We start from the raw sequence: 25,870 nt of genomic DNA, 5'->3' as shown, positions 1-25,870 counted from the left end.
AAACATCCGTTTCAGTCAGCTATGGCTCGTTGCTAATTTTTTAGATACTATATTAATACCATTCGATATCAAAGGTCTTTTTCCTTCAGAAATTTTATAAAATAATTGAATTTTGCAGCATTATTCGAGTATAATGTTCTATTTTCTTAAATCATTAACTTTTTTTGACATATAAAAGAAGAGGGGAGACTAACATGTCAACACTTAACATAAAAAATACATAGAGCCAAAACTATCAACCCAGTAGAATTTTTTATCATACTCTACAAAGGTTTTAGCTTTGGCTCTTTTGTATAATGTTTTGGGCAATTATCAACCAAGTAAGCGTTTCTCCTTGAGAAATTCAATAATTTCATCTGCAGCACTCTCAGGCCCGCCTGAACTTTTTTGTGCTGCCGCCTTCTTCGGTGGTCCGCCTAGACCCATCAGCATGGCCATTTTGTCCGCAGCAGATGCCCCGGTGTCCATGGCAATCTTCTTGGGCCGCGGCTTAGGCGGCGAAATACCTACCACGCTGCGCAGCTCTGAAGCATAATTAAGCAGGCTCTCATCCGTTAGGTTTATGCGTTCCACATCACGCGATATTGTCTTAGCCTTATAACTGCTGGCACGTATTGTTACATAGCGGGGCTGGCAGATTGAGGTGTCTACCGTTATCACCGCCGGCATGCTTGATTCCAGGACTTGCCGGTAACCTCGCTCCAGCTTGCGTTCTGCTTCTAACTTATTACCGTTAATAGTCAAATTTATCACATTTGTCACCTGCGGGATATCAAGCATCTCTGCCATTACGCTTCCCACTTCCGATGAGCCGTCATCCTCTGTTTTGTTGCCGCACAGTATCAAATCATAGTTGTGCTTCTTTGCAATATCACTTAACACACGCGCAACCGAGAACGAGTCCAGGGTTTCTTTTTCCAGCAAAACATGTACTGCCTTATCTGCCCCTCTGGCCAGGCATTGGGCAAGTGCTGCCTCTGCTCTTGCCGAACCTATGGTCACTGCTGTTACAGTACCGCTGCCTGCTTCATCACGCAATCGAATGGCTTCATCCAATGCGCAACGATCGGCAGGATTGAGTGTATATACCGGCCAGGGTTCTTTCTGCGCTACTCCGGATTCGTTTACTGCTAATGATAACCGTGTATCAAGCACCTGCTTCACACATACCATTATGTTCAATGGACTCATATCCTACACCTCCGTTCCTATCATAAGGCCTCGCTTACTACCTCAGCAATGTCCTTCACGCGCACCCGCGGACCGTCAGGATTAAATTTGGCTGCATCATCCATCATTGTCTTACAGAATGGACAAGCTGTTGCTATCACCTCTGCTGAATTCTCTTCTACTTCTTGAAAACGAACCCGGTTGATCCGTGTGCCGGCTGCTGACTCCAGGTACATCTGCCCGCCGCCGCCGCCACAGCATACCGCTTTATCTCGGCAGCGCGACAATTCACGGTATTCTGCAGTCGTGCTCTGTTGTAAAATCTCTCGCGGCGCGTCATATGTATCGTTATAACGGCCCAGGTAACAGGGGTCATGATATGTCAATATCTGGTCTGTTGGTCTAGTCAGTTCTATACGGTTGTTCTTCAGCAAATCTGAAATAAACTCGGTATGATGTATTACTTCGAAATCTGCGCCAAACTGCGGGTATTCATTCTTGAGGGTGTTATAGCAATGCGGACAGCAGGTCAAGACTTTCTTTACACCCAGTTTCCGCATACCTTCGATGTTTTCCCGCGCCAGCTTCTGGAAGAGGCCTTCCTCGCCTGTACGTCGCGCAGGGTCACCGCAGCATTTCTCCGCTGTACCTAAAACAGCGGCATTTATACCTGCAGCCTTTAATATTTTTATCAGTGCCTTTGTGGTGTCCTGCGCCAGTTGGTCACTTACTCCCGCACAGCCTATCCACAAGGCTACATCGGTATTTGACCCGGGCTCCATGACCGGAAGTTCATATCGCTGCATGACTGCCAAGCGTTCGGTTGGTGCCATCATCTCTGGTGAACCCAATAATGTCAAGCCTTCCAGCGCCTTGCTCAGTGACGGGGAGGCGCCTTCGCTTTCCAGTATGTACCTTCTGGCCTCCACTACCTTGTCTATGTGCTGAATATATACCGGACAGTGCTCCTGGCATGCGCGGCAGGTGGTACACGACCAGATTGCGTCTCGGCCGGCGGCATCTGCCACTGGGTTGTCAGTACATTGACCCAGTATACCGGATTTCAGGTCTAAAATCAGTTTCCGGGGCGCCAGCGGTTGGCCGCTGATGTAAGCCGGACAAAACTCTAAACAACGACCGCATTGGGTACAAGAAAATAAGTCCAGAAGCTGCTTACGTTCCATTTTGTTAAACGGACCGGCTCCTAACGCATCAGGTGTGTCTATATCAGCAGCGGATAGTTCGCCTTTTGCTCTCGTTGAACACATGAATGTATTAATTGGGCTCGCTATCAAGTGCATCATTTTGGAGTAAGGAATGTAAGCTATAAATGCCATCGCCAATAGTAAGTGGAACCACCATAAGAAATTTACTGTAGATGCAATTTGTTGTTCCGGCAACCACATAAAGAATACGGAAAACAGGTAGCCTATCGGGCTGAATATCGCCCATGGGTCGTGTGAACCCGCTATCCTTAACCCTTCTGTTAAAAAGCCCGTTATTACTATCACCAGTATCAATATTAGTGAAACGTTGTCATCCATCGTGGTTTCAAGACGCTCCGGCTTTTTTACATACCGCCGGTACATGGCCATCAAGACTCCGATAATTACTACTAATCCGGCCAAATCCATTGCTAAAGAAAATAAAAGGTAGAAATTACCCACTAGTATTTCTATACCCATTTTTTCCAATACATCATCCTGGAAGGCCGTTATAGCAGTACCAATGGTCATTACTAAAAATCCCCATAATATTAACAAGTGCATGATTCCAGGAAATTTATCCCGCAATATCCTGCGGTGACTCAACAGTTCGGCCAGCGTTGTATAAATCCGCTGTGGTACATTCCCCACACTAGGGCCGGATGTGCCCTGCCGTATTAGTTTTACCCTCCTGTAAAAACCTGCGCCAAAAATTAACGCACTTATCGCAAACACGATATATAGCAGTGTTTTGACATCACCTATCATACTTAATGGGCTTGAGATATGCCAGTAAAATTCGCGACCCGCTATCATAAAGAGTCACCCACTCCTTCCCTATGACCGATAGAGGTTATCCATCAGTATCTATATATTTTAAGCTAAACTGCTTCACCAACAATTTCTTTGATCTTACTTATCAAGATCGGGACTACTTCATGGACATCACCTACTACTCCTTTGCCTACTTGTTTTAAAATGGCAGCTCCCTTGTCCTTGTTAATCGCTACTGTGTTTTTCGCTTCCTTTAACCCCAACATGTGTTCTTTAGCACCTGAAATACCCAAGCCAATATATAATCTCGGGGTTACAGATTTTCCTGTTTGTCCAATCAACCGTTCACGACCCATCCAGCCTTCGTCCATTACCATTCGAGTGCCGCCAACAGACGCGCCCAAGACCTTGGCCAGGTCTTCTACCAGGTGCCAATTTTGGGCACTGCCCATACCGCGGCCGCCCGCTACTATCATCTCGGCCTCGGTTATGTCCAGTGTGGCCGGGTCGGCCTTGCCGGTTCGCAATACCTTGGTACGCATTGCCGATTCATCAATTTTTACTGTGATAGACTCAGCTGCTGCCTGACGCGAGTCATTTGCCTTACCTACACCAATTGCGCCCGGACGTATAGTTGCTATTAACGGCTCGCGCGATTTTAAAGCAACCGTGGTATATACCTTGTCCCTATGTGTTGACCTGATTGCCTCTACTTTTCCTTCTTTGTTCAGCTTGACCATAGTACAGTCTGAAGCCATTCCCACTCCCAAACGTGCTGCTACACGAGGGGCCAGGTCACGGCCGTTTATTGTTGAGGCCATTAATACCATAAACGGTGTTTTTTCTTTGATAAGGCCCACAAGCACTTGTGTGTAAGCATCATTCGTATAATTAGCAAGCATGGGATGTTCGATATAATATACTATATCTGCACCATGACCGGCTACTGCTTTGGTCATATCAGCCAATTCATGACCTAAAACCAAAGCTACAACATTTACCTTGAGTTGATCGGCAGCAGTTCGTGCTTCAATCAACATCTCAAATGTTGAGCTGTTTACATCACCAAGGTCATGCTCAACCAGTACCCAAATATCATTAGCCAATAACTCCACCTCCCTTGATATTTCCAGGCGTTAAATCAGGGCCAGCCCCAATTTAAGCCGGCCCTGATAAATTAACATAGCCTCAACGTATCATTTTTTTCTATAACGCGCGACCTGCCCTATATCCTTCTAAAGTAGCCTGATCCATACGCCTCGGCACAATGCAATCGCCAGCGCGGTGAATCTCAGGGACCTTACCCTTGATTTGCTTGTAAAGGGCATTATTTGCGGTATTCTGACCTGCAATAACTATATTATCAACATTCTCTATCTGACCCATTTCTTGCGTAACAAGATTCATTGTTGTGAGTGTTGAACCATTGATAGCTAAAAGAAGGGTTAGATTAACTAATTTAATGCCGGCAGCCTTTAAGCGCGGTGCGAGAGCTAACCATATCATAGCACTGTTATTTTGTGCCCCATATGCTCCAGGGATAACAAGCGTAACGTTTTTGCCTTCTTCTGCCAGTTTCTCAGCAACACCAACACCCCGATGGAAGCTTTGCGGGTCATATACTACGACGTTTTGGCCAACTTCAACTTCACCTTTTATAATTTCCTCAGGAATGACAACATTCGGACTTTCCCATCCCATTACCGCCATATAGCCATAAGAGCTAAAACCATCCCGGCGCGGAATTGAACCGGTAGCAAGCACAACCGCATCCGGAGCCTCTTTTTCTACCATTTCAGCGGTTACTTCGGTATTAAGAACTACTTTAACACCATACTTATCAACCATCATCTTCCGCCAGCGAAGTACGCCATCAAGTTCAGCGCTTCCCCGGAAGCTGAGGCGCCAAGAGCGCCTGTCCGCCAAGCTCACCGCTCTTCTCATATACGGTTACATCGTGTCCACGAGCTTGGGCTATCCATGCAGCTTCAAGGCCGGCAAGGCCGCCGCCGATTACCATTACTTTCTTCTTTTTGGCTGCAGGAATAATAGTATCCATTTCGCCTTCGTTGCCGGCAGCAGGGTTTTGGGTACATCCGATGCCTCCACCAATACTGGCAGTACACCCGTTACCACAGCCAACACAACCGCGTATTTCATCGATACGGCCTTCCGTTGTCTTTTTAACTATTTCCGGCTCAGCAAGATGGGCACGGGTCATAATACAAAAATCCGCATGACCGTCAGCCAGAATCTGCTCTGCCTCTACCGGGTCAATAATACGACCGGTAGCAATAACTTTCAGCTTAGTGACTGCTTCTTTAATTGCACCTGCATTTGACGCAAAAGCCGCATGCGGGAAGGTTAAACATGGAACAACAATCGGAACAAAGTTTGGAATCAAGCCTTGACTAACGTTAATATAGTCAATAACGCCTTGTGCCTCCAACATCTTAGCTATTTCCTGTGATTCTTGAATCGTTACTCCACCTTGGGCATACTCTTCAACACTGAGACGTATTCCCAAAGCCTTATCCCTGCCAATTTCTTCACGCACAGCCGCAAGAACTTGCATTGGCAGACGCATACGATTCTCAAGGCTTCCGCCATATTCATCGGTCCGTTTATTATAAAGCGGGGTTATGAACTGTTCTAATAGATATCCATGTGCAGCATGAATCTCAACACCATCGGCGCCGGCTGCCTTAGCATTACGAGCACACATACGGTAGTGCTCAATAAGGTCTGCAATATCATCTTCATCCATTTCTTTTGCCATTGCAGCACTTACAATTCCTCCAGGAGGCGGTGACAGCTCTGATGCGGACCAAACTTGAGTGCCATCCCGGCCGCCCGCATTCATAAAACCAGCATGGGCAAACTGGACGAATGCCTTAGCACCATGCTTGTGACAAGCTTCAACAGCCATCTTCATCCCCGGCAAGGCAGTCTCATCATAACCAGGGCAGTCAGTAAGCGCAACTTCATATAATCCGGTGGGATGTGAAATGTATTGACCAAGTATGAACAACCCAATACCACCCTTGGCACGTGCTTCAACATAATCAGCATAACGCTTGCCTAATTTACCATGAGAATACATATCTTCAGTGCGGCATTCTACAAAACAAGTATGATGAGCTGAAATGACCGCACGGTTACGGATTTCCACCGGCCCAATTGTGTTTGGACTTAAAAAATATGGAAATTCACTAGACATAATCGTTCTCCCTTCAAAAATTGATTAATTTTATATAACTGAATTTTTGCTTAAACCTTAATCAAGATTCAGGTCCTTGGAAATAGGCACACCTAAGCCAGCCATTATATCGGAAGCTTTTTTGCATGCATCTACATGCTCAGGCTTGGCTGTAACTGTAGCAACATCGTAGTTAGCAAGGAACGCTAAATCATTCCAAGATAATTTCTCTCCCCCGGCTGCATCCATATCCTCTAGCTGCTTAGAAACCGCATTCAGCATAACATTAACTTTATCCCTGCTCATCGGAGCAACATTGCCCATTACATCATGATGTATTCTTGCAGTTATTCCTGTGTTACCAGCACCCCAGGAGTACCCGCCTCCACAGGCTGTCATTACTACTGCCATAGCAACCCCACGAATAACTTGCTCTTCCCTGCTGAACACAGGACCAGAATCTGAACAGCAAGTACCTGTGATAGCCTTGATGTTACGATTTACAGCACGGAAGGCTGCCGCATAGGTCCACAATGCTTCCCTATGGCTTGCCCGACCGGTCATATCGTTTACATAAAAGCTGCCCAGTCTACCATGAGCATAACTCAACTGACCAATAAAGTTGGCCATTATACCTACTGCAACACCTGCAGGACCACCGCATAATCCACCAAGCAGAGACATTGTACTGGTCCAAGGTTCTATACCACGTTGCTGAATAGCCACAGCTAAATTAAATCTAGTCCAATCAATCTTTTGTTCCGGAATAATATGAATACCTACCTGGGTATTAAAAGGCTCACGCAAGCCGGACCCAATCACTGCTAAAGTACCACCGGTTGTGCTAACGGTAGGAATCAGACCAAGATGAATGTTTGGACGACCGGCACGGCGCACTGCCTCTGTAGTTGCCCGCTGCTCCCAAAGTCCACAGGAAATTTCACTCGGGCAGCCAGCCTTGGGTACTACGCCTCCAACTGAAGCGATTCCTCCAGCAATGCCAAAACCTTCAATTGTAGGCTCTTGAGCAAAAGACTGCAGGTAGGGAATGAACCAATCTTCCTGAATAACGCCTGCTGCAACGGCCCAACATGCCGGCCTTCTAGGATCCTGCTCCGGGCGGTAAACAATAGTATGTGCATCTTCCGCCCTGCCAAAGGTTACTGATGGCGGGTTATCACGGTACTCTTTGCAAATCTCTTCAATTTCTTCTTTCGTCCACTTGATAACTCGAGTGGTTTCAATGTTCAGTATCCCTACATCAGCCAGCAGTTCAACACCGGCCTGAAATACTGCATCCGCGGTAGCATCATCTGGAAGTAGCTCTTCTGGATTGTACTTAATTCCGTATTTCTTAACCAGTTCGCGCACCTTTTTTGCCAGTGCTAAGTCAAACTCATCCATTTTCATTACGGGTCCATTAAGTGACCGTTCCTGAAAGTCTAGTGTTGGTATCATATTCGCACCTCCATTTATTTTTTAGGCTTCACAATCAACTAAATTGAACAATAACTTAATTGCAACTTATTCTTAAGCATGTCCGAGCAATTTATCACAAAGCTTAACAGCCTCACTGGCATCAGGCGCAAACCCGTCGGCACCCATAGCTGCCGCTACTTCATGATTACACTCTGTCCCGCCGATGATTACCTTGTACTTATCACGGGTACCCATGTCTTTCAAATAGTTGATAACTTCATCACAGTACGGAATAGTGGTTACCAAAAAGGCGGAAAGCCCAATAATGTCAGCATTAACTTCTTTGGCCTTATCAATAAACTTCATGGAAGGACAGTTAATGCCTACCTCGTGTACTTCATAACCGGCCAGCTCCAATTGCTTTTGAACCAGACCATATCCGATGGAGTGCAGGTCGCCTTGAACCGCCCCTATAACTACAACACCCCTTTTGGGACCTTCCGCTACGGGTAGGTGAGGCTCTAAAATCGCCATACACTGGTCAACCAAATCTGCTCCCATGGTGAGTTCAGCCAAGAAATATTCTTTGTTTTGGAACCTTTTGCCGATTTCCTTTAACCCTGCTAACACACCATTCTCTAGAACTTCACGAGCATTCATACCCTCTTCGATTGATTGCTTTACCATGGCAATCGCCTTATCATCTTCTAATTCTAAAACCGCTTCTGCTAATTCCGCTATATTCATAGTCACCCTCCTTCTTTTTTTATATGTAACCAAGACTTCTTCATAAATTAAAGTACCAGAAGACCTTGACGGAATTTCTTAATATAATCCCGGCAAGCGCTTTGTTCAAACAAGCTCAGGGAAGCATAAATAGTTGACATCAGTGCCTGATCCCGCACATCAGTAATGCAGGAATTAAGTCCCATGTTTATTGCCATTGTCATAAAAACCCGATTCAGCAGGGAACGTCCAGGCATCCCAAAACTAATATTGCTTAAGCCGCCGGTAATGTTTACGCCGGTGAATTCGCCTTCACCCAGGCTCCGGATTACTTCCAATGTAGTATTGGCAGCATTCGCATCCACCGAAATTGCCATAACAAGGGGGTCTACATAAAGGTCTTCTTTTTTCTTGCCGGCTTTAAGCAATGGTTCAATTGCAGCACGTCCTGCCTTTAAGCGCCCTTCTACATCGATAGGAATACCCCCGTCATCCATGCATAATACGATGACAGAGCAATCAGCCCCGGACACTACCGGTACCAGCTTTTCAATCTTATCACTCTCGGCACTTATAGAATTGACCATAGGACGACCACGGTGAACTTTAATTGCGGCAATAAGGGCATCAGGATCCGCACTATCCAATACCAGTGGAACATCTACCACTTCTTGCACCACCTGGACCAGCCAGGGCAGGTCTTCAACCTCTTTGCGGCCCGCTACTGCAGCATTTACATCCAGCATGTTAGCACCGCAAGCTACCTGCTCCTTAGCAAGGACCTGCATAAAATCAACATCGTGGTCTATAACTGCCGCACGTACAGCCTTCCGTGTAGCATTTAATGATTCTCCGATAATTAGCATGTTATCACCTCCTTTCATTGTGCGACAGCCGCTAATTTATAGAAAAAATATCTCGTTATATAGCCAAACCTGTGTTAAGTCCATCAGTCATTGCACCCTCGATTAGGTCGTCACCCGAACAGTCACCAACTGTATGAACTTCATAACCATCTTTCTTCAGTCGCTCTGCTAATTCAAGGTTATGGGTATGCCCCTGGGCTATAATAACATTATCAGCATCAATTGTATGCTCTTGTCCTTCTTTATCGGTATAAGTGACTGTCTTCTCACCAATGCTGGTTACCTTGCATCCACATAAACTTTTGACCCCATTCTTGACATTGTGGCTTAAGTGGTGCCAGCGCCTGAGAAGTGACATCTCCCATCCAAGAGCATATCCCTCTTCAAGAATAGTAACATTTCGCCCGCGTTCGGTAAGGAATTCAGCCATTTCAACACCAACTAACCCTCCACCGACTATGACAACGTTTTTACCAAGCGGCATAAACACTTTACTTCCCATGGCAAGCTTTTTGGGGTCGCGTGAAATTCCCGTCAATGAGCCAGCCTTCAGCATTAACTTAGTTTTAAGGTCTGTCTTGGCAGCAGCGCCATCACCGGAACCCGTTACCATGTTACGCATATCATCACCATCAAGAACATGAGTTTGTTTAACACCGGGTAAATCGGGCAGGAACCGCTTAACACCGGTTGCTACAACTACAACATCCGGTTTGAATTTCTTAACGAACTCAGGTGTTACTTCTACACCTACTTGGATGTCTACCTTAAGCTTCTTAAGCTGAGCTTCCAGGTACTCAACGAGTTTGTAGTTTGCTATATACATAACTGAAGCAAAGAATAATGTGCCTCCAAGGAACTTTTCCTTATCACAAATAGTTACCTTGTGACCGCGCAGTGCAGCAACTCTTGCCGCCTCCATACCGGCTGGGCCTCCACCAACTACCAGTACACGCTTGGGTTTGGATGCCTTTTTAATTTGAAACTCATCTTCATGACTACAATTCGGGTTAACCCCGCACTTCACTGTCGAACTTAAGAATATTTGACTGATGCATTTAAAGCAAACTATACATGGGCGAATGTCCTCAAGCCTATCCTCTTTTACCTTGTTTGGAAGTTCAGGATCAGCTAGGAGCTGGCGTCCCATAGCAACGAAATCAATGGCGCCCTCACCGATTAACTTATCACCATCTTCAGGCTCAATGCGGCCCACCGCAATAACCGGAATTTTAACTGCAGATTTAATTTGTCGAGCTGAAGGAATGTTGTTTAATTCTTTATATGGAGTATGAGTATCTTGACAACTGGTAGCCATATTCGAACCACCATATGCAGTGCTGAATATAGCATCTGCACCAGCTGCTTCAGCCATCTTTGCCGTAACCTTAGCATCCTCAATATTGACGCCTTCGGCACCATACATTGTATATGCATTAATTTTGCATATTAATGGATAGTCTGATCCTGTCCGCTTCTTACAGGCCTGGATGATTTCAATTAACAACCTGGCCCGGTTCTCAGGAGAGCCACCATATTCATCAGTTCGCTTGTTGCTGGAGGGGTTAAGGAATGAGTCAATCAAATAGCCATGCCCCGCATGAATCTCAATAGCGTCAAATCCGGCTTTTTGGGCCCGCTCAGCAGCAGCAGCAAACTTTTCTATCGCCCAATCGATGTCCTCTTTGGTCATAACTTTCAATTCGGGTTTGAACTGAAGCGAGGCAGCGAAGGCCGCTCCTTCTTCAGCAGTTATATCGTTCATTGTCCCGATATCACTTTGTTTTTGTTCAGGGTAAGATGGTACTAAAAGCGGAAATCCCTTCACAATGTCCATACCGGACACGATACCCGGATGTTGCAGCTGAGGAGCTATCTTAGCGCCATGCTTATGTACCCGGTCAACTAACTCTTTCAGCATTGGAATCTGACTGTCATCAGAGATGGCTAATTGTTTAGGAATACAAACTCCGTAAGGATGGGAAACAGACACTGAGCCTACAATTATCAGCCCAACACCACCTTTGGCCCGCTCCTCATAAAATCGAATTTCTTTTTCGGTAGTGACACCTTCTTCGGTGCTTAGTTCGGTGCCCATTGCTGACAAAACAATCCTGTTATGCAATTCCATGCTGCCAATCCGACCTGGAGACATAAGTTTACCTAATTTCGCCATTACGTTTCTCAACCTCTCTTTTTTTTTTAATTGTTACCAGAAATATAATGTTGCAAGTATCGTGCCAAAACATAAAATCATTCATGTTTTTTAACGTTATTCATCTAAAAAACTATCGGGATGCTTTTTTGCTTCCGCTTATCATAGGTTTTTGATATTCAGAAAATTTTTAATACTAATTCCATATAAACGTATTACAATACTAATGGTTAGTCAAAAGAAGCAAACTGTAAAAGGCCCGTAAGGTAAAACTGTAAATAAAACGTAAAACCACTGTAAAGTAAACTGTAAGGTGATAAAAATAAAAGAGGCACTCATAAATTTTTACTTACGAGTGCCTCCTTAGGTACAAAGCATTTATTTTCTAAAATTAACATATTCAAATTAGAACGGTTATTTTGACTCTTTTGTCAATAACATAACCTCATGGTGCTCAGTTGAATCAGCCTTTTTATATTTGACATGAATTCCATACTTTTTTAACTTACTGTAAAGTGTAGGCCGAGAAATGCCAAGTTCTTTGGCTGTCTGGGTCAGGTTGCCTTGATTATGTTTTACGGCTTGTATGATATTTTCTTTACTGAGCTTTTTCCCTATTTCCTTAACGATTACTTCATCAACCGATAGTTCTCCAGGCGATAGTGCATTAATTATTTCGTAGGTCTGGGATACTAATAACTCTTTGGGCAGACAATCTATCGTCAAAATCTCTCCGGTTGCAATATGACAGGCTTTTTCTATAACATTTTCAAGTTCTCTGATATTGCCCGGCCATTGATATATCTGCAGAATTTTCAAAGTTTCAGGATGCAACACTTTTTTCTCTTTATTCAACCCATTATTTATTTTTTTCATAAAAAATTCGGCTAGTGGCTGAATATCATCTGTACGGTCTCTCAATGGTATCATGGTAATATTTAAAACGTTGAGACGATAATAGAGATCCTTCCTGAAACTCCCCTTTTCCACCTCTTTATATAAATCTTTGTTAGTGGCAGCAATCACCCTTACGTCAATTGGGATAACTTGGGTGCCTCCAATCCTGGTCACAACTTTTTCCTGCAGGACGCGCAGGAGATGAGGCTGGAGCTCGATGGGCATCTCACCAATCTCATCCAGAAAAAGGGTTCCGCCTTGTGCTAATTCAAATTTTCCTGGATTCCCCCCTCGTTTGGCACCAGTAAATGCGCCGTCACTATAACCAAACATCTCACTCCCAATGAGTTCGCGCGGAATAGCAGCACAGTTGATAGCAATAAAAGGGTCTTTTGACCTGCTGCTGACGTTATGTATGGCTTGGGCAAAAACCTCTTTACCGGTACCACTCTCTCCAAGTAAAAGGATGTTAGAGGAAGATTTGGCAGCACGCTTAGCTAGTTCAACGGTCATAAGATAAGAGGGATGACGACCAATGAGGTCATCAAAGTCGTATCTTGCTCTTGCCCTCGCCATCTGATGGACCTTCCGTTTTAATGCCCCAACTTCCTTAATAATAGCCACCATGCCAAGTATTTTACCCTGTTGATTTCTGATTGGCCGACAGGTAATAGTATAATTGGTTTTTGCTTTTCCATTTTTCGTTTGGAAATCTTCATCAATAACTATATCACCAAACTGCAAGGAACGAAGAAGAGGGTTGGGAACACCAAGTAACTCGTTAATGGAAGAATACATTATGGTCTCAGGATCGACTTGCAGCAATGTAGCGGCAACAGCATTAATTTTGGTGATGCGGGCTTTTTCGTCAACGGCAATAATGCCTTCAGAAATAGAGTTCACGATAGTAGTTTGATAATGGTTGGCAATGTTTGCCTTCAGGTGGCCTTCAATGGCATTGACGGCAGCCACCGCCATACCAAGGGTATGGGAATGGAACTTCTCAAAATTACCTGATATGGTCAGCACTCCTAATATTTCTCCAAAATGGCCGAAAATTGGTGCAGACGAACAGGCTAAAAGGTGGAAGGCCTTCAGGTAATGCTCAGCAGCGAGAACCTGAATAGGACGCTTCAGCCTAATCGCCAGTGCAAGAGAATTGGTTCCAACAATGCCTTCATTTACGTTACAGCCATTAAGCGGAAAATTCCAGTCTATTTTCGTGTCCGGTAAGTGTTCAAGCAGAACTCCATCCTGGTCACTTAGTGATACGTCAAAACCCGTCCCCCTCAGAAACAAGTGAAGTTTATGCATTATAGGTAATGAAATCTCAAGAAGCTCCCTCTTTGCCTCGCGCCGCTGCTCCAAATCGCCGAAATTAACTTCAGGTGGCATATCGACAGTGGGGTCAATAGCCATAGCCAAGCTACGGCGCCAAGAATCTTCAATTTCCTTACGCACCCAGTTTTTCTGCACTATCCCCTGGTTAACAAAAGATGTCCAGGTTGTTAACATATTCTCTTTACAATTATGAGAAAGCACTTCCCCAACCCCTTCCAAGTGTTGTACTCCGTTAACCAACCTTATACATTATGAACTTATATCAGGATGCTTATTATCTCCGGCTGAATTCCTAATAGTTAAGCTTTTCCTGATTTTCCTGATGAACAATTCATCGCCTGATAACTCTTCAGAGAATACTGGGTTATAATTTTCCTAATATTGGCTTTCCTGGCCTTCTTAGTGCTATACTCAGTTAAACAAACCTTATACTTTGTGTTCACAAAGTATAAGACCGGTCAATAGGGACCGGTCAAAAGATTTATGTTTATTGAAGTTATCCAAATTTTTTTGGTTCATAAAACCCACCTTCGTTTTATCTCCTTGCCTGTTTGTTTTAATAGAAAATATAAGTTCACCTAAATCACTCTTGCTTGAGCGAAACTAAACCTTTATTTGATTCAATTTTACTTCAGGTAGGTTTTGTAAGTAACAAAAATTCCGCGAACGGTATTAAATGGTTCCTTTTCGGTCATATTTGCTTGCTTAAATGTAATGCACTCCAGAAGATTCCAAACTTATTGAATTTCAAGTTAAAAATCATAGAGCCAAAGCTACAAACCTACTAGGATTTTCTAAGAATCTAAGTCTACAGAGGTTTAAGCTTTGGCTCTTTTTGATTGTATTTTGGAGCTCGGTAATAATAAATCAGAGTATAGGTTGTTTAATAACGTCGTTTATACCTAGTAGGGTACCCTTTTGCCTTATCAACCATATCTCCGCTGATAAGCTCATCAAGCAAATGTTTGGCTAATTCATTGGACATTCCAAAATGATCAGCTACTTCCTCCGTAGAATGAGGCATTTTGGATAGTAACCAGACAATGGCATCCTTGGCGTGTTTTTTCTGTGTATGACTAACATACTGGGGGTCCGTAACCTCTTTAGCTATTGAGCCGGTTTTAACCTTTAAGTTCAGGAACAAATATTTTAACTGAATATTTTCATATGAAGCCATTTTGTTTCATTCCTTCGGATATTTTCAACGCCGCTGCACCAAGCAGTTATCAACCAAGTAAGCGTTTCTCCTTGAGAAATTCAATAATTTCATCTGCAGCACTCTCAGGCCCGCCTGAACTTTTTTGTGCTGCCGCCTTCTTCGGTGGTCCGCCTAGACCCATCAGCATGGCCATTTTGTCCGCAGCAGATGCCCCGGTGTCCATGGCAATCTTCTTGGGCCGCGGCTTAGGCGGCGAAATACCTACCACGCTGCGCAGCTCTGAAGCATAATTAAGCAGGCTCTCATCCGTTAGGTTTATGCGTTCCACATCACGCGATATTGTCTTAGCCTTATAACTGCTGGCACGTATTGTTACATAGCGGGGCTGGCAGATTGAGGTGTCTACCGTTATCACCGCCGGCATGCTTGATTCCAGGACTTGCCGGTAACCTCGCTCCAGCTTGCGTTCTGCTTCTAACTTATTACCGTTAATAGTCAAATTTATCACATTTGTCACCTGCGGGATATCAAGCATCTCTGCCATTACGCTTCCCACTTCCGATGAGCCGTCATCCTCTGTTTTGTTGCCGCACAGTATCAAATCATAGTTGTGCTTCTTTGCAATATCACTTAACACACGCGCAACCGAGAACGAGTCCAGGGTTTCTTTTTCCAGCAAAACATGTACTGCCTTATCTGCCCCTCTGGCCAGGCATTGGGCAAGTGCTGCCTCTGCTCTTGCCGAACCTATGGTCACTGCTGTTACAGTACCGCTGCCTGCTTCATCACGCAATCGAATGGCTTCATCCAATGCGCAACGATCGGCAGGATTGAGTGTATATACCGGCCAGGGTTCTTTCTGCGCTACTCCGGATTCGTTTACTGCTAATGATAACCGTGTATCAAGCACCTGCTTCACACATACCATTATGTTCAATGGACTCATATCCTACACCTCCGTTCCTATCATAAGGCCTCGCTTACTACCTCAGCAATGTCCTTCACGCGCACCCGCGGACCGTCAGGATTAAATTTGGCTGCATCATCCATCATTGTCTTACAGAATGGACAAGCTGTTGCTATCACCTCTGCTGAATTCTCTTCTACTTCTTGAAAACGAACCCGGTTGATCCGTGTGCCGGCTGCTGACTCCAGGTACATCTGCCCGCCGCCGCCGCCACAGCATACCGCTTTATCTCGGCAGCGCGACAATTCACGGTATTCTGCAGTCGTGCTCTGTTGTAAAATCTCTCGCGGCGCGTCATATGTATCGTTATAACGGCCCAGGTAACAGGGGTCATGATATGTCAATATCTGGTCTGTTGGTCTAGTCAGTTCTATACGGTTGTTCTTCAGCAAATCTGAAATAAACTCGGTATGATGTATTACTTCGAAATCTGCGCCAAACTGCGGGTATTCATTCTTGAGGGTGTTATAGCAATGCGGACAGCAGGTCAAAACTTTCTTTACACCCAGTTTCCGCATACCTTCGATGTTTTCCCGCGCCAGCTTCTGGAAGAGGCCTTCCTCGCCTGTACGTCGCGCAGGGTCACCGCAGCATTTCTCCGCTGTACCTAAAACAGCGGCATTTATACCTGCAGCCTTTAATATTTTTATCAGTGCCTTTGTGGTGTCCTGCGCCAGTTGGTCACTTACTCCCGCACAGCCTATCCACAAGGCTACATCGGTATTTGACCCAGGCTCCATGACCGGAAGTTCATATCGCTGCATGACTGCTAAGCGTTCGGTTGGTGCCATCATCTCTGGTGAACCCAATAATGTCAAGCCTTCCAGTGCCTTGCTCAGTGACGGGGAGGCGCCTTCGCTTTCCAGTATGTACCTTCTGGCCTCCACTACCTTGTCTATGTGCTGAATATATACCGGACAGTGCTCCTGGCATGCGCGGCAGGTGGTACACGACCAGATTGCGTCTCGGCCGGCGGCATCTGCCACTGGGTTGTCAGTACATTGACCCAGTATACCGGATTTCAGGTCTAAAATCAGTTTCCGGGGCGCCAGCGGTTGGCCGCTGATGTAAGCCGGACAAAACTCTAAACAACGACCGCATTGGGTACAAGAAAATAAGTCCAGAAGCTGCTTACGTTCCATTTTGTTAAACGGACCGGCTCCTAACGCATCAGGTGTGTCTATATCAGCAGCGGATAGTTCGCCTTTTGCTCTCGTTGAACACATGAATGTATTAATTGGGCTCGCTATCAAGTGCATCATTTTGGAGTAAGGAATGTAAGCTATAAATGCCATCGCCAATAGTAAGTGGAACCACCATAAGAAATTTACTGTAGATGCAATTTGTTGTTCCGGCAACCACATAAAGAATACGGAAAACAGGTAGCCTATCGGGCTGAATATCGCCCATGGGTCGTGTGAACCCGCTATCCTTAACCCTTCTGTTAAAAAGCCCGTTATTACTATCACCAGTATCAATATTAGTGAAACGTTGTCATCCATCGTGGTTTCAAGACGCTCCGGCTTTTTTACATACCGCCGGTACATGGCCATCAAGACTCCGATAATTACTACTAATCCGGCCAAATCCATTGCTAAAGAAAATAAAAGGTAGAAATTACCCACTAGTATTTCTATACCCATTTTTTCCAATACATCATCCTGGAAGGCCGTTATAGCAGTACCAATGGTCATTACTAAAAATCCCCATAATATTAACAAGTGCATGATTCCAGGAAATTTATCCCGCAATATCCTGCGGTGACTCAACAGTTCGGCCAGCGTTGTATAAATCCGCTGTGGTACATTCCCCACACTAGGGCCGGATGTGCCCTGCCGTATTAGTTTTACCCTCCTGTAAAAACCTGCGCCAAAAATTAACGCACTTATCGCAAACACGATATATAGCAGTGTTTTGACATCACCTATCATACTTAATGGGCTTGAGATATGCCAGTAAAATTCGCGACCCGCTATCATAAAGAGTCACCCACTCCTTCCCTATGACCGATAGAGGATATCCACCGGTGCAAACACATTTTTTATCATTATTTCGTGATTAGCAGTAATTTGATGATGTCTGCTATAATCACGAAGACATCAAGTATATTTTTCAAACATATATAAAGTCTATGTTAACGGCTGACATTTTTATAAATTTCTACTTCATTCCAATAATATTTTCTGCGCTGTTTAATATAGATTTCATTGAGCTTATTTAGCAGCATCTTACACTCAGCTTTACTCAGACCTAATAATTCATGTGGATGTACTTTAATAATAAAACCAGTTCTTTCAAGCAAATACCTCAAGCTGGATAACTGTTTAAGAGACGGAGGTATATATACTCCATAACGTATTTCTTGTTTTTGATGTACTGATTCAATAGTGTTTTTATCATCAGAATCAAGCAACTTAACCAATATTTTTTTAATACATCTATTGTTAGTACAATCAACTTGTTCTTTCCCGGTATCCATAATAGTTTTTTAATCTCCTCTTATACGGTGACATTATCATTATAATGAATTAGCAACTTAGTCACCAGACCCCTTCCCTTGCGAAGCATCATTGTCACCAACAATTTCTTTGATCTTACTTATCAAGATCGGGACTACTTCATGGACATCGCCCACTACTCCTTTGCCTACTTGTTTTAAAATAGCAGCTCCCTTGTCCTTGTTAATCGCTACTGTGTTTTTCGCTTCCTTTAACCCCAACATGTGTTCTTTAGCACCTGAAATACCCAAGCCAATATATAATCTCGGGGTTACAGATTTTCCTGTTTGTCCAATCAACCGTTCACGACCCATCCAGCCTTCGTCCATTACCATTCGAGTGCCGCCAACAGACGCGCCGAGGACCTTGGCCAGGTCTTCTACCAGGTGCCAATTTTGGGCACTGCCCATACCGCGGCCGCCGGCTACTATCATCTCGGCTTCGGTTATGTCCAGTGTGGCCGGGTCGGCCTTACCGGTTCGCAATACCTTTGTCCGCATTGCCGATTCATCAATTTTTACTGTAATAGACTCGGCTGCTGCCTGACGCGAGTCATTTGCCTTACCCACACCAATTGCGCCCGGACGTATAGTTGCTATTAACGGCTCACGTGATGTTAAAGCAACCGTAGTATATACCTTGTCCCTATGTGTTGACCTGATTGCCTCTACTTTTCCTTCTTTAGTCACCTTGACCATGGTACAATCGGAAGCCATTCCCACTCCCAAACGTGCTGCTACACGAGGGGCCAGGTCACGGCCGTTTATTGTTGAGGCCATTAATACCATAAACGGTGTTTTTTCTTTGATAAGGCCCACAAGCACTTGCGTGTAAGCATCATTCGTATAATTAGCAAGCATGGGATGATCGATGTAATATACTATATCTGCACCATGACCGGCTATTGTTTTGGTCATATCAGCCAATTCATGCCCTAAAACCAAAGCTACAACATTTACCTTGAGTTGATCGGCAGCAGTTCGCGCTTCAATCAACATCTCAAATGTCGAGCTATTTACATCACCAAGGTCATGCTCAACCAGAACCCAAATATCATTAGCCAATAACTCCACCTCCAATGAACCGCAACAGTGGGTTCTTTGTCTTTTAAACTCCTTTGACACTTTAAATATTTCCAGTAGTTAAATCAGGGCCAGCCCCAATTTAAGCTGGCCCTGATTAACATAGCCTTAACCAATAATTTTTTCTATAATGCGCGACCTGTCCTATATCCTTCTAAGGTTGCATGGTCCATACGGCGCGGTGTCTTGCAATCGCCAATAACATGAATCTCAGGAACTTTACCTTTGATTTGCTCAAGAAGGCCACAATTTGCAGTATTAACACCAGAGATAACAACACTATCAAAGCCTTCCAGTTTACCCGGCTTTTGATGAAGTGTATGATATGTCGTAAGTTCTGAACCATTAATAGCTAAAACCATTGTTTGATTAACCAACTTAACTCCAAGGGCATTCAAGCGCGGCAGAAGTGCCAACCAAATCATCGCACTATTGGTTTGTGCCGGGAATACTGTAGGCATTATCAAGGTAACATCTTTGCCTTCTTCTGCCAGTTTCTCAGCAACCCCAACGCCCTTATGGAAGGCTTGCGGGTCATATACTGCAACGTTTTGGCCAACCTCAACTTCACCTCTGATAATTTCCTCAGGAATGAATACATTGGGGCTTTCCCATCCCATTACTGCCCTGTACCCGTAAGGGCTGAAACCATCACGGCGCGGTGTTGAACCGGTAGCCAGTACAACTGCATCGGGAGCTTCTTTTTCTACCATTTCAGCAGTTACTTCAGTGTTAAGAACTACTTTAACACCACACTTGTCAACCATCATCTTCCGCCAGCGAAGGATGCCATCAAGCTCAGCACTTCCCGGAAGCTGAGGAGCCAGGATCGCCTGTCCGCCTAACTCACCGCTCTTCTCATATACGGTTACATCATGACCACGAGATTGAGCTACCCATGCACATTCCAGACCAGCTAAACCGCCACCGATTACCATTACTTTCTTCTTCTTAGCTGCGGTGTCAAGTTCGCCACCCCAGACTTGTTCTTCACCAGCAGTGGGGTTATGGGTACATCCCAAACCGCCGCCCATACCATTGGTACAACCGTTACCGCAGCCAACACAGCCACGAATTTCATCAATACGGCCTTCCATAGTCTTTTTAACAATTTCCGGATCCGCCAGGTGTGCACGTGTCATAACACATCCATCTGCGTGACCATCAGCCAAAATCTGCTCTGCTTCTACTGGGTCAATGATACGACCGGTTGCCAGAACCTTCAGATTGGTAACAGCTTCTTTAATTGCACCTGCATTAGACGCAAAAGCCGCATGTGGGAAGGTTAACAAAGGAACAACGATCGGAACAAAGTTTGGAATCAAGCCTTGACTTACGTTAATATAGTCAATAACACCTTGTGCTTCAAAAGCCTTAGCTATTTCCTGATGATCCTGAATTGTCAGGCCACCCTGAGCATATTCTTCACAACTGAGACGAATTCCTAATGCCATATCTCTGCCAATTTCTTCACGAACAGCGGCCATAACTTCCATTGGAAGACGCATACGGTTTTCAAGGCTTCCGCCATATTCATCAGTCCGTCTGTTATAAAGAGGGGTCAAAAACTGATTTAACAGATATGCGTGAGCAGCATGAATCTCAACACCATCAGCACCGGCTGCTTTAGCATTACGGGCACACATACGGTAGTGCTCAATCAGGTCTGCGATATCATCTTTATCCATGGCCTTCGCCATAGCTGAACTTACAATGCCTCCCGGAGGTGGTGATAATTCAGACGCGGACCATACGGGAGTGCCGTCACGGCCGCCACCATTCATGAAACCAGCATGGGCAAACTGAACAAAAGCCTTGCAGCCATGCTTGTGGCAAGCTTCAACTGCCATCTTCATGCCCGGCAAGCAAAGGTCGTCATAACCCGGGCAGTCTGTTAACGCAACTTCATATAATCCGGTAGGATGTGCAATGTACTGACCAAGAATAAACAGTCCAAGACCACCCTTAGCGCGCTCTTCAACATAAGCAGCATAACGCTTGCCTAATTTACCATGTGAATACATATCCTCAGTACGGCATTCAACCATACTGGAATGGTGAGCTGAAATAACCGCACGATTGCGGATCTCTATAGGACCAATTTTAAACGGACTTAAAAAATATGGAAATTCACTAGACATAATCATTCTCCCTTCGAAAATGGATTAATTTATCTAACTGAATTCTTGCTTTATGCCAAATTCTTACTTTATGCCAGGATCAAGTTCCAAATCTTTTGAAACAGGAACACCTAATGAAGCCAATATTTCGGCACCCTTCTTAACATCATCAATGTGCTTTTGCTGCGGCTTAACCGGACCGCCCTTGTATTCAGAAATGTCGTATCTGGTATGGAACCCTAATTCGCTCCAAGGCAGTCTTTCGCCACCAGGCTGATCCATTTCCTCAAGCTTCTTGGAAATTGCTTCCAGCATAACATTGACTTTATCCCTGCTCAATGGAGCAACATTAGTCATTACATCTTTGTGAAGTCTTGCTGTGATACCACTGTTACCGGCAGCCCAAGTATATCCGCCGCCGCATGCGGTCATTACTATTGCCATTGCAATTCCGCGAACAACCGGTTCTTCTTTGCTGAACACAGGACCTGAGTCTGAACAGCAAGTACCGGTAATAACTTTGATGTTACGATTTACAGCACGGAATGATGCTGCATAGCTCCACAATGCTTCCCTATGACTTGCCCGTCCGGTCATATCGTTTACATAGAAGCTGCCCAGTCTACCATGAGCATAACTTAACTGGCCAATGAAGTTAGCCATCATACCAACAGCTACGCCTGCCGGTCCACCGCATAATCCACCAAGCAAGGACATTGTACTGGTCCAAGGCTCAATACCACGTTGCTGAATAGCCACAGCTAAATTAAATCTCGTCCAGTCAATCTTCATTTCAGGGATAATATGAATACCTACCTGAGTATTGAAAGGCTCACGTAAGCCTGAACCAATTACGGCCAATGTTCCGCCAGTCGTACTAACAGTTGGAATAAGGCCAAGGTGAATATTAGGACGTCCAGCACGACGCACTGCTTCTTTTACAGCTTGCTGTTCCCAAATACCGCAAGAAATTTCACTTGGGCAGCCAGCCTTAGGTACAACACCGCCAACTGATGCGATTCCGCCGGATATACCAAATCCTTGAATTACAGGCTCCTGAGCCCAGGATTGTACGTAAGGAATAATCCAGTCTTCGCCGATAACACCTGCTGCATTAGCCCAGTTTGCAGGACATCTTGGATCTTGCTCCGGCCTGTAAACAACTGTGTGTGCATCTTCCGCCCGGCCAAAAGTTACTGATGGCGGATTATCAGAGTACTCCTTGCAAACTTGCGCGATTTCCTCTTTTGTTAATTGAATAACACGAGAAGTTTCAATGTTCAGAATACCTATGTCAGCCAGCAACTCACAACCTGCCTGAAACACTGCATCCGCGGTAGCATCGTCCGGAAGAAGTTCCTCTGGATTGTACTTAATTTCGTACTTCTTCACCAGTGCGCGCACCTTTTTTGCCAAAGCTAAGTCAAACTCATCCATCTTCATTACTGGTCCGATTAGTGACCGTTCCTGAAAGTCTAGTGTTGGTATCATACCGCACCTCCATTTATTTTTGTACTTCACAACCAACTAAATTGAACAACAAATTAAGAACAACTTGTTAGTATTAAATACAACTTGTTCTTAAGCATGTCCGAGCAATTTATCACAAAGCTTAACAGCTTCGCTGGCATCAGGAGCAAAACCGTCTGCACCCATAGCAGCCGCCACTTCATGATTACACTCTGTTCCACCGATAATTACTTTGTACTTATCGCGGGTACCCATGTCTTTCAAATAGTTGATAACTTCATCACAGTAAGGAATAGTGGTTACCAAGAATGCTGATAGGCCAATAATGTCTGCATTAACTTCCTTAGCCTTATCAATAAACTTCATGGAAGGACAGTTAATACCTACCTCATGTACTTCATAACCGGCCAGCTCCAATTGCTTTTGAACCAGACCATAGCCTATAGAGTGCAGGTCGCCTTGAACCGCCCCTATAACTACAACACCCCTCTTGGGGCCTTCCGCTACAGGTAGATGTGGTGCTAGAAGTTCCATGCACTGGTCAACCAAATCCGCTCCCATGGTCAATTCAGCCAAGAAATATTCCTTTTTCCCAAAACGTATACCAATCTCCTTTAACCCTGCTAAAACTCCTTTTTCCAAAACTTCGCGCGCGTTCATACCCTCATCAATTGATTGTTGTACCAAAGCTAACGCCTTATCATCTTCTAATTCTAATACCGCCTCTGCTAATTCTGCTATATTCATAGCTTTACCTCCTTGTTTTTTTTTGATAAACTTGGTTACTTAAATTATATTACTGAAATCTGTGTTCACGAAGGAGACTTAGGGCCACGCTGTGGTCCTATAGGGCCAGTCATCTGAATTATCAGGAATCTTTGCAGAAAATAATAATTTAGTATAATCCTGGTTATCAGACATAAATGTCCTTCAATATCTCATTCATGATTATCTTCGATTAGCTAATTTTCATTATCATTATTGACGTTAAATAACTAATTTGCCTTGGCGGAATTTCTTAAGGTAATCCCGGCAAGCGGTTTGATTAAACAAGCTCAGGGATGCATAAATAGTTGACATCAGTGCCTGATCCCGCACATCTGTAATGCAGGAATTAAGTCCCATATCAATTGCCATTGTCATGAAAACTCGATTCAACAATGAACGTCCGGGCATCCCAAAACTAATGTTACTCAAACCACCGGTAATGTTTACACCGGCAAATTCGCCTTCACCTAGGCAACGGATTACTTCTAATGTAGTCCTGGCAGCATTTGCATCAACTGAGACGGCCATGACAAGGGGATCTACATAAAGATCCTCTTTTTTCTTGCCAGCCTTAAGCAATGGTTCAATTGCAGCACGTCCCGCCTTTAAACGTCCTTCTACATCGATAGGGATACCAGCATCATCCATGCATAGTACGATAACGGAACAATCAGCTCCGGCCACCACCGGCACCAACTTCTCAATCTTGTCACTCTCAGCGCTTGTGGAGTTGACCAACGGACGACCACGGTGAACAGCCATTGCTGCAATGAGAGCTTCGGGATCCGCACTATCCAGTACCAGAGGAACATCTACCACTTCTTGCACCACCTGGACCATCCAAGGCAGGTCTTCAACCTCTTTGCGGCCTGCTACTGCAGCATTTACGTCGAGCGTGTTAGCACCGCAAGCTACCTGCTCCTTAGCAAGGGCCTGCACAAATTCGACATCGCGGTCTATCACTGCTGCCCTCACAGCTTTCCGTGTAGCGTTAAGTGATTCTCCAATGATGAGCATATAAAAACCTCCATTCCTAGTAAATAGCACCGTCATTGTAAAAAAAGACAGTGCCTGCATCTATTTTATAAGATTTGGCACTAAGCGAAAAGAGCTTCAGGGCCTTACTTCAGCCCCAAAGTGCCAGCGAAGTAATTCCAATGAAGCTCTCCCGTTCCAGCTAACCTTTTTAAAACAAACTTATTTGAAGCTTATTGTTTAGCCTGCATTCCAACCTGCATCAGCTAAGATTACTGTGCCATTAACAAAGCTTGAGTCATTTGAAGAGAGAAACAGAGCAATTTTAGCAATTTCTTCAGGATCGCCTGATCTAACATGGGATGTCATTAATGTATTAAATCTCTGTAAAGCGAATGAATCGGGGTTAGTTGTTGTTTTACTTATATTTGTGGCTACTGCACCCGGTGCAATAGCATTACACCGAATTCCTGAATTAGCATATAGAAATCCTACATGCTTAGTCAAGCCTACAACAGCATGCTTTGTTGTTACATAAGCTGCGCCGCCTCTCATACCATTTAATCCACCAACTGAAGAAATATTGACTATATTCCCATTCCCCTTTTCTAAAAATATCGGAATACACTTCCTTATGGTGCGCATTGGTCCAGTTATATTAATTGCAAATACTTTTTCCCAAAGTTCATCAGTCATATTTACCGGAGAAGTAAAGTTATCCAGAACGCCGGCATTGTTAACCAGAATATCTACCGTACCATATGTGTTAACGGCAGTATCAATTAGCTTCTGAATATCTTCTTCTTTTGTAACATCTGTTTTAATAGCCAATGAACTTCCACCAATGGATTCAATTTCTGAAACAACGGCCTTAGCACCGTCTATATCAATGTCTGAGACAACAATTTTGGCACCTTCTTCAGCATAAAGTTTAGCTATTGCTTTCCCAATACCACTGGCTCCACCAGTTATAACAGCTACTTTATCAGTTAATTTACTCATATTTTATTCCTCCTTAAAATATAGAAATAAACCTATGGCTTAAATCTCCAGATTTACCGCTTTCAGATTATTAGATC

The 25,870-nt window shown here is 44.4% G+C and carries 20 protein-coding genes; all 20 read right to left on the bottom strand.

The window, feature by feature from the left end:
- Positions 1–312: 312 nt before the first annotated feature.
- The 20 genes from ABFY19_RS02040 to ABFY19_RS01945 all read right to left on the bottom strand — a co-directional run bounded on the left by ABFY19_RS02040 (position 313) and on the right by ABFY19_RS01945 (position 25,793).
- A complete protein-coding gene (locus ABFY19_RS02040) occupies positions 313–1,191 on the bottom strand; it encodes an electron transfer flavoprotein subunit beta/FixA family protein (protein WP_418791597.1) in 879 nt (292 codons plus the stop codon).
- Between the two features lie 20 nt (positions 1,192–1,211).
- Positions 1,212–3,191: a heterodisulfide reductase-related iron-sulfur binding cluster gene (locus ABFY19_RS02035; protein WP_418791596.1), complete on the bottom strand. Its 1,980-nt coding sequence runs from the start codon at positions 3,189–3,191 to the stop codon at positions 1,212–1,214.
- Between the two features lie 65 nt (positions 3,192–3,256).
- On the bottom strand, positions 3,257–4,255 hold the full coding sequence (locus ABFY19_RS02030; RefSeq protein ID WP_418791606.1) for an electron transfer flavoprotein subunit alpha/FixB family protein: 999 nt from the start codon (positions 4,253–4,255) through the stop codon (positions 3,257–3,259).
- 100 nt (positions 4,256–4,355) lie between these two features.
- Positions 4,356–5,075, bottom strand: a complete 720-nt coding sequence (locus ABFY19_RS02025) for a hypothetical protein (RefSeq protein WP_418791605.1) — start codon at positions 5,073–5,075, stop codon at positions 4,356–4,358.
- The gene (locus ABFY19_RS02020) at positions 5,029–6,369 is read right to left on the bottom strand and encodes an NAD(P)-binding protein (protein ID WP_418791604.1); all 1,341 of its coding nucleotides are present in this window, start codon (positions 6,367–6,369) and stop codon (positions 5,029–5,031) included. The genes ABFY19_RS02025 and ABFY19_RS02020 overlap by 47 nt, the downstream gene beginning before the upstream one ends.
- A gap of 57 nt (positions 6,370–6,426) precedes the next feature.
- The gene (locus tag ABFY19_RS02015) at positions 6,427–7,806 is read right to left on the bottom strand and encodes a monomethylamine:corrinoid methyltransferase (RefSeq protein ID WP_418791603.1); all 1,380 of its coding nucleotides are present in this window, start codon (positions 7,804–7,806) and stop codon (positions 6,427–6,429) included.
- Positions 7,807–7,878: 72 nt separating this feature from the next.
- The gene (locus tag ABFY19_RS02010; protein WP_418791602.1) at positions 7,879–8,514 is read right to left on the bottom strand and encodes a cobalamin B12-binding domain-containing protein; all 636 of its coding nucleotides are present in this window, start codon (positions 8,512–8,514) and stop codon (positions 7,879–7,881) included.
- A gap of 47 nt (positions 8,515–8,561) precedes the next feature.
- On the bottom strand, positions 8,562–9,359 hold the full coding sequence (locus tag ABFY19_RS02005; protein WP_418791601.1) for a dihydropteroate synthase: 798 nt from the start codon (positions 9,357–9,359) through the stop codon (positions 8,562–8,564).
- Positions 9,360–9,414: 55 nt separating this feature from the next.
- Positions 9,415–11,535: an FAD-dependent oxidoreductase gene (locus ABFY19_RS02000; protein WP_418791600.1), complete on the bottom strand. Its 2,121-nt coding sequence runs from the start codon at positions 11,533–11,535 to the stop codon at positions 9,415–9,417.
- Positions 11,536–11,928: 393 nt separating this feature from the next.
- Positions 11,929–13,971: a sigma-54-dependent Fis family transcriptional regulator gene (locus tag ABFY19_RS01995; RefSeq protein WP_418791599.1), complete on the bottom strand. Its 2,043-nt coding sequence runs from the start codon at positions 13,969–13,971 to the stop codon at positions 11,929–11,931.
- 664 nt (positions 13,972–14,635) lie between these two features.
- Positions 14,636–14,929 (bottom strand): hypothetical protein, encoded by a 294-nt coding sequence (locus tag ABFY19_RS01990; RefSeq protein ID WP_418791598.1) that lies wholly within the window; start codon positions 14,927–14,929, stop codon positions 14,636–14,638.
- A gap of 49 nt (positions 14,930–14,978) precedes the next feature.
- Complete coding sequence (locus ABFY19_RS01985) at positions 14,979–15,857, bottom strand: electron transfer flavoprotein subunit beta/FixA family protein (protein WP_418791597.1); 879 nt, start codon at positions 15,855–15,857, stop codon at positions 14,979–14,981.
- Positions 15,858–15,877: 20 nt separating this feature from the next.
- Complete coding sequence (locus ABFY19_RS01980; RefSeq protein ID WP_418791596.1) at positions 15,878–17,857, bottom strand: heterodisulfide reductase-related iron-sulfur binding cluster; 1,980 nt, start codon at positions 17,855–17,857, stop codon at positions 15,878–15,880.
- Between the two features lie 155 nt (positions 17,858–18,012).
- The gene (locus ABFY19_RS01975; RefSeq protein WP_418791595.1) at positions 18,013–18,357 is read right to left on the bottom strand and encodes a hypothetical protein; all 345 of its coding nucleotides are present in this window, start codon (positions 18,355–18,357) and stop codon (positions 18,013–18,015) included.
- 57 nt (positions 18,358–18,414) lie between these two features.
- The gene (locus ABFY19_RS01970) at positions 18,415–19,440 is read right to left on the bottom strand and encodes an electron transfer flavoprotein subunit alpha/FixB family protein (protein WP_418791594.1); all 1,026 of its coding nucleotides are present in this window, start codon (positions 19,438–19,440) and stop codon (positions 18,415–18,417) included.
- A 143-nt stretch (positions 19,441–19,583) separates the two neighbouring features.
- Complete coding sequence (locus tag ABFY19_RS01965) at positions 19,584–21,599, bottom strand: FAD-dependent oxidoreductase (RefSeq protein ID WP_418791593.1); 2,016 nt, start codon at positions 21,597–21,599, stop codon at positions 19,584–19,586.
- A 63-nt stretch (positions 21,600–21,662) separates the two neighbouring features.
- Positions 21,663–23,069 carry a monomethylamine:corrinoid methyltransferase gene (locus ABFY19_RS01960; RefSeq protein ID WP_418791592.1) on the bottom strand — a complete coding sequence of 469 codons (1,407 nt, stop codon included), beginning with the start codon at positions 23,067–23,069 and terminating at the stop codon, positions 21,663–21,665.
- Positions 23,070–23,159: 90 nt separating this feature from the next.
- Positions 23,160–23,795: a cobalamin B12-binding domain-containing protein gene (locus ABFY19_RS01955; RefSeq protein ID WP_418791591.1), complete on the bottom strand. Its 636-nt coding sequence runs from the start codon at positions 23,793–23,795 to the stop codon at positions 23,160–23,162.
- Between the two features lie 240 nt (positions 23,796–24,035).
- Positions 24,036–24,833, bottom strand: coding sequence for a dihydropteroate synthase (locus ABFY19_RS01950; RefSeq protein WP_418791590.1), 798 nt, complete (start codon positions 24,831–24,833; stop codon positions 24,036–24,038).
- 198 nt (positions 24,834–25,031) lie between these two features.
- A complete protein-coding gene (locus tag ABFY19_RS01945) occupies positions 25,032–25,793 on the bottom strand; it encodes an SDR family oxidoreductase (RefSeq protein WP_418791589.1) in 762 nt (253 codons plus the stop codon).
- Positions 25,794–25,870: the final 77 nt, after the last annotated feature.

The sequence above is a fragment of the Phosphitispora sp. TUW77 genome, assembly GCF_048453025.1.
Taxonomy (GTDB): Bacteria; Bacillota; Thermincolia; order Thermincolales; family UBA2595; genus Phosphitispora.
Note: the sequence above shows the minus strand (reverse complement) of the source record. Positions and strands in the feature narration are given on the sequence as shown.

Coding starts and splice junctions, on each gene's coding strand:
- ABFY19_RS02040 (WP_418791597.1), bottom strand. CDS start 1,191: ATGAGTCCATTGAACATAATGGTATGTGTGAAGCAGGTGCTTGATACA.
- ABFY19_RS02035 (WP_418791596.1), bottom strand. CDS start 3,191: ATGATAGCGGGTCGCGAATTTTACTGGCATATCTCAAGCCCATTAAGT.
- ABFY19_RS02020 (WP_418791604.1), bottom strand. CDS start 6,369: ATGTCTAGTGAATTTCCATATTTTTTAAGTCCAAACACAATTGGGCCG.
- ABFY19_RS02015 (WP_418791603.1), bottom strand. CDS start 7,806: ATGATACCAACACTAGACTTTCAGGAACGGTCACTTAATGGACCCGTA.
- ABFY19_RS02010 (WP_418791602.1), bottom strand. CDS start 8,514: ATGAATATAGCGGAATTAGCAGAAGCGGTTTTAGAATTAGAAGATGAT.
- ABFY19_RS02005 (WP_418791601.1), bottom strand. CDS start 9,359: ATGCTAATTATCGGAGAATCATTAAATGCTACACGGAAGGCTGTACGT.
- ABFY19_RS02000 (WP_418791600.1), bottom strand. CDS start 11,535: ATGGCGAAATTAGGTAAACTTATGTCTCCAGGTCGGATTGGCAGCATG.
- ABFY19_RS01990 (WP_418791598.1), bottom strand. CDS start 14,929: ATGGCTTCATATGAAAATATTCAGTTAAAATATTTGTTCCTGAACTTA.
- ABFY19_RS01985 (WP_418791597.1), bottom strand. CDS start 15,857: ATGAGTCCATTGAACATAATGGTATGTGTGAAGCAGGTGCTTGATACA.
- ABFY19_RS01980 (WP_418791596.1), bottom strand. CDS start 17,857: ATGATAGCGGGTCGCGAATTTTACTGGCATATCTCAAGCCCATTAAGT.
- ABFY19_RS01975 (WP_418791595.1), bottom strand. CDS start 18,357: ATGGATACCGGGAAAGAACAAGTTGATTGTACTAACAATAGATGTATT.
- ABFY19_RS01965 (WP_418791593.1), bottom strand. CDS start 21,599: ATGTCTAGTGAATTTCCATATTTTTTAAGTCCGTTTAAAATTGGTCCT.
- ABFY19_RS01960 (WP_418791592.1), bottom strand. CDS start 23,069: ATGATACCAACACTAGACTTTCAGGAACGGTCACTAATCGGACCAGTA.
- ABFY19_RS01955 (WP_418791591.1), bottom strand. CDS start 23,795: ATGAATATAGCAGAATTAGCAGAGGCGGTATTAGAATTAGAAGATGAT.
- ABFY19_RS01950 (WP_418791590.1), bottom strand. CDS start 24,833: ATGCTCATCATTGGAGAATCACTTAACGCTACACGGAAAGCTGTGAGG.
- ABFY19_RS01945 (WP_418791589.1), bottom strand. CDS start 25,793: ATGAGTAAATTAACTGATAAAGTAGCTGTTATAACTGGTGGAGCCAGT.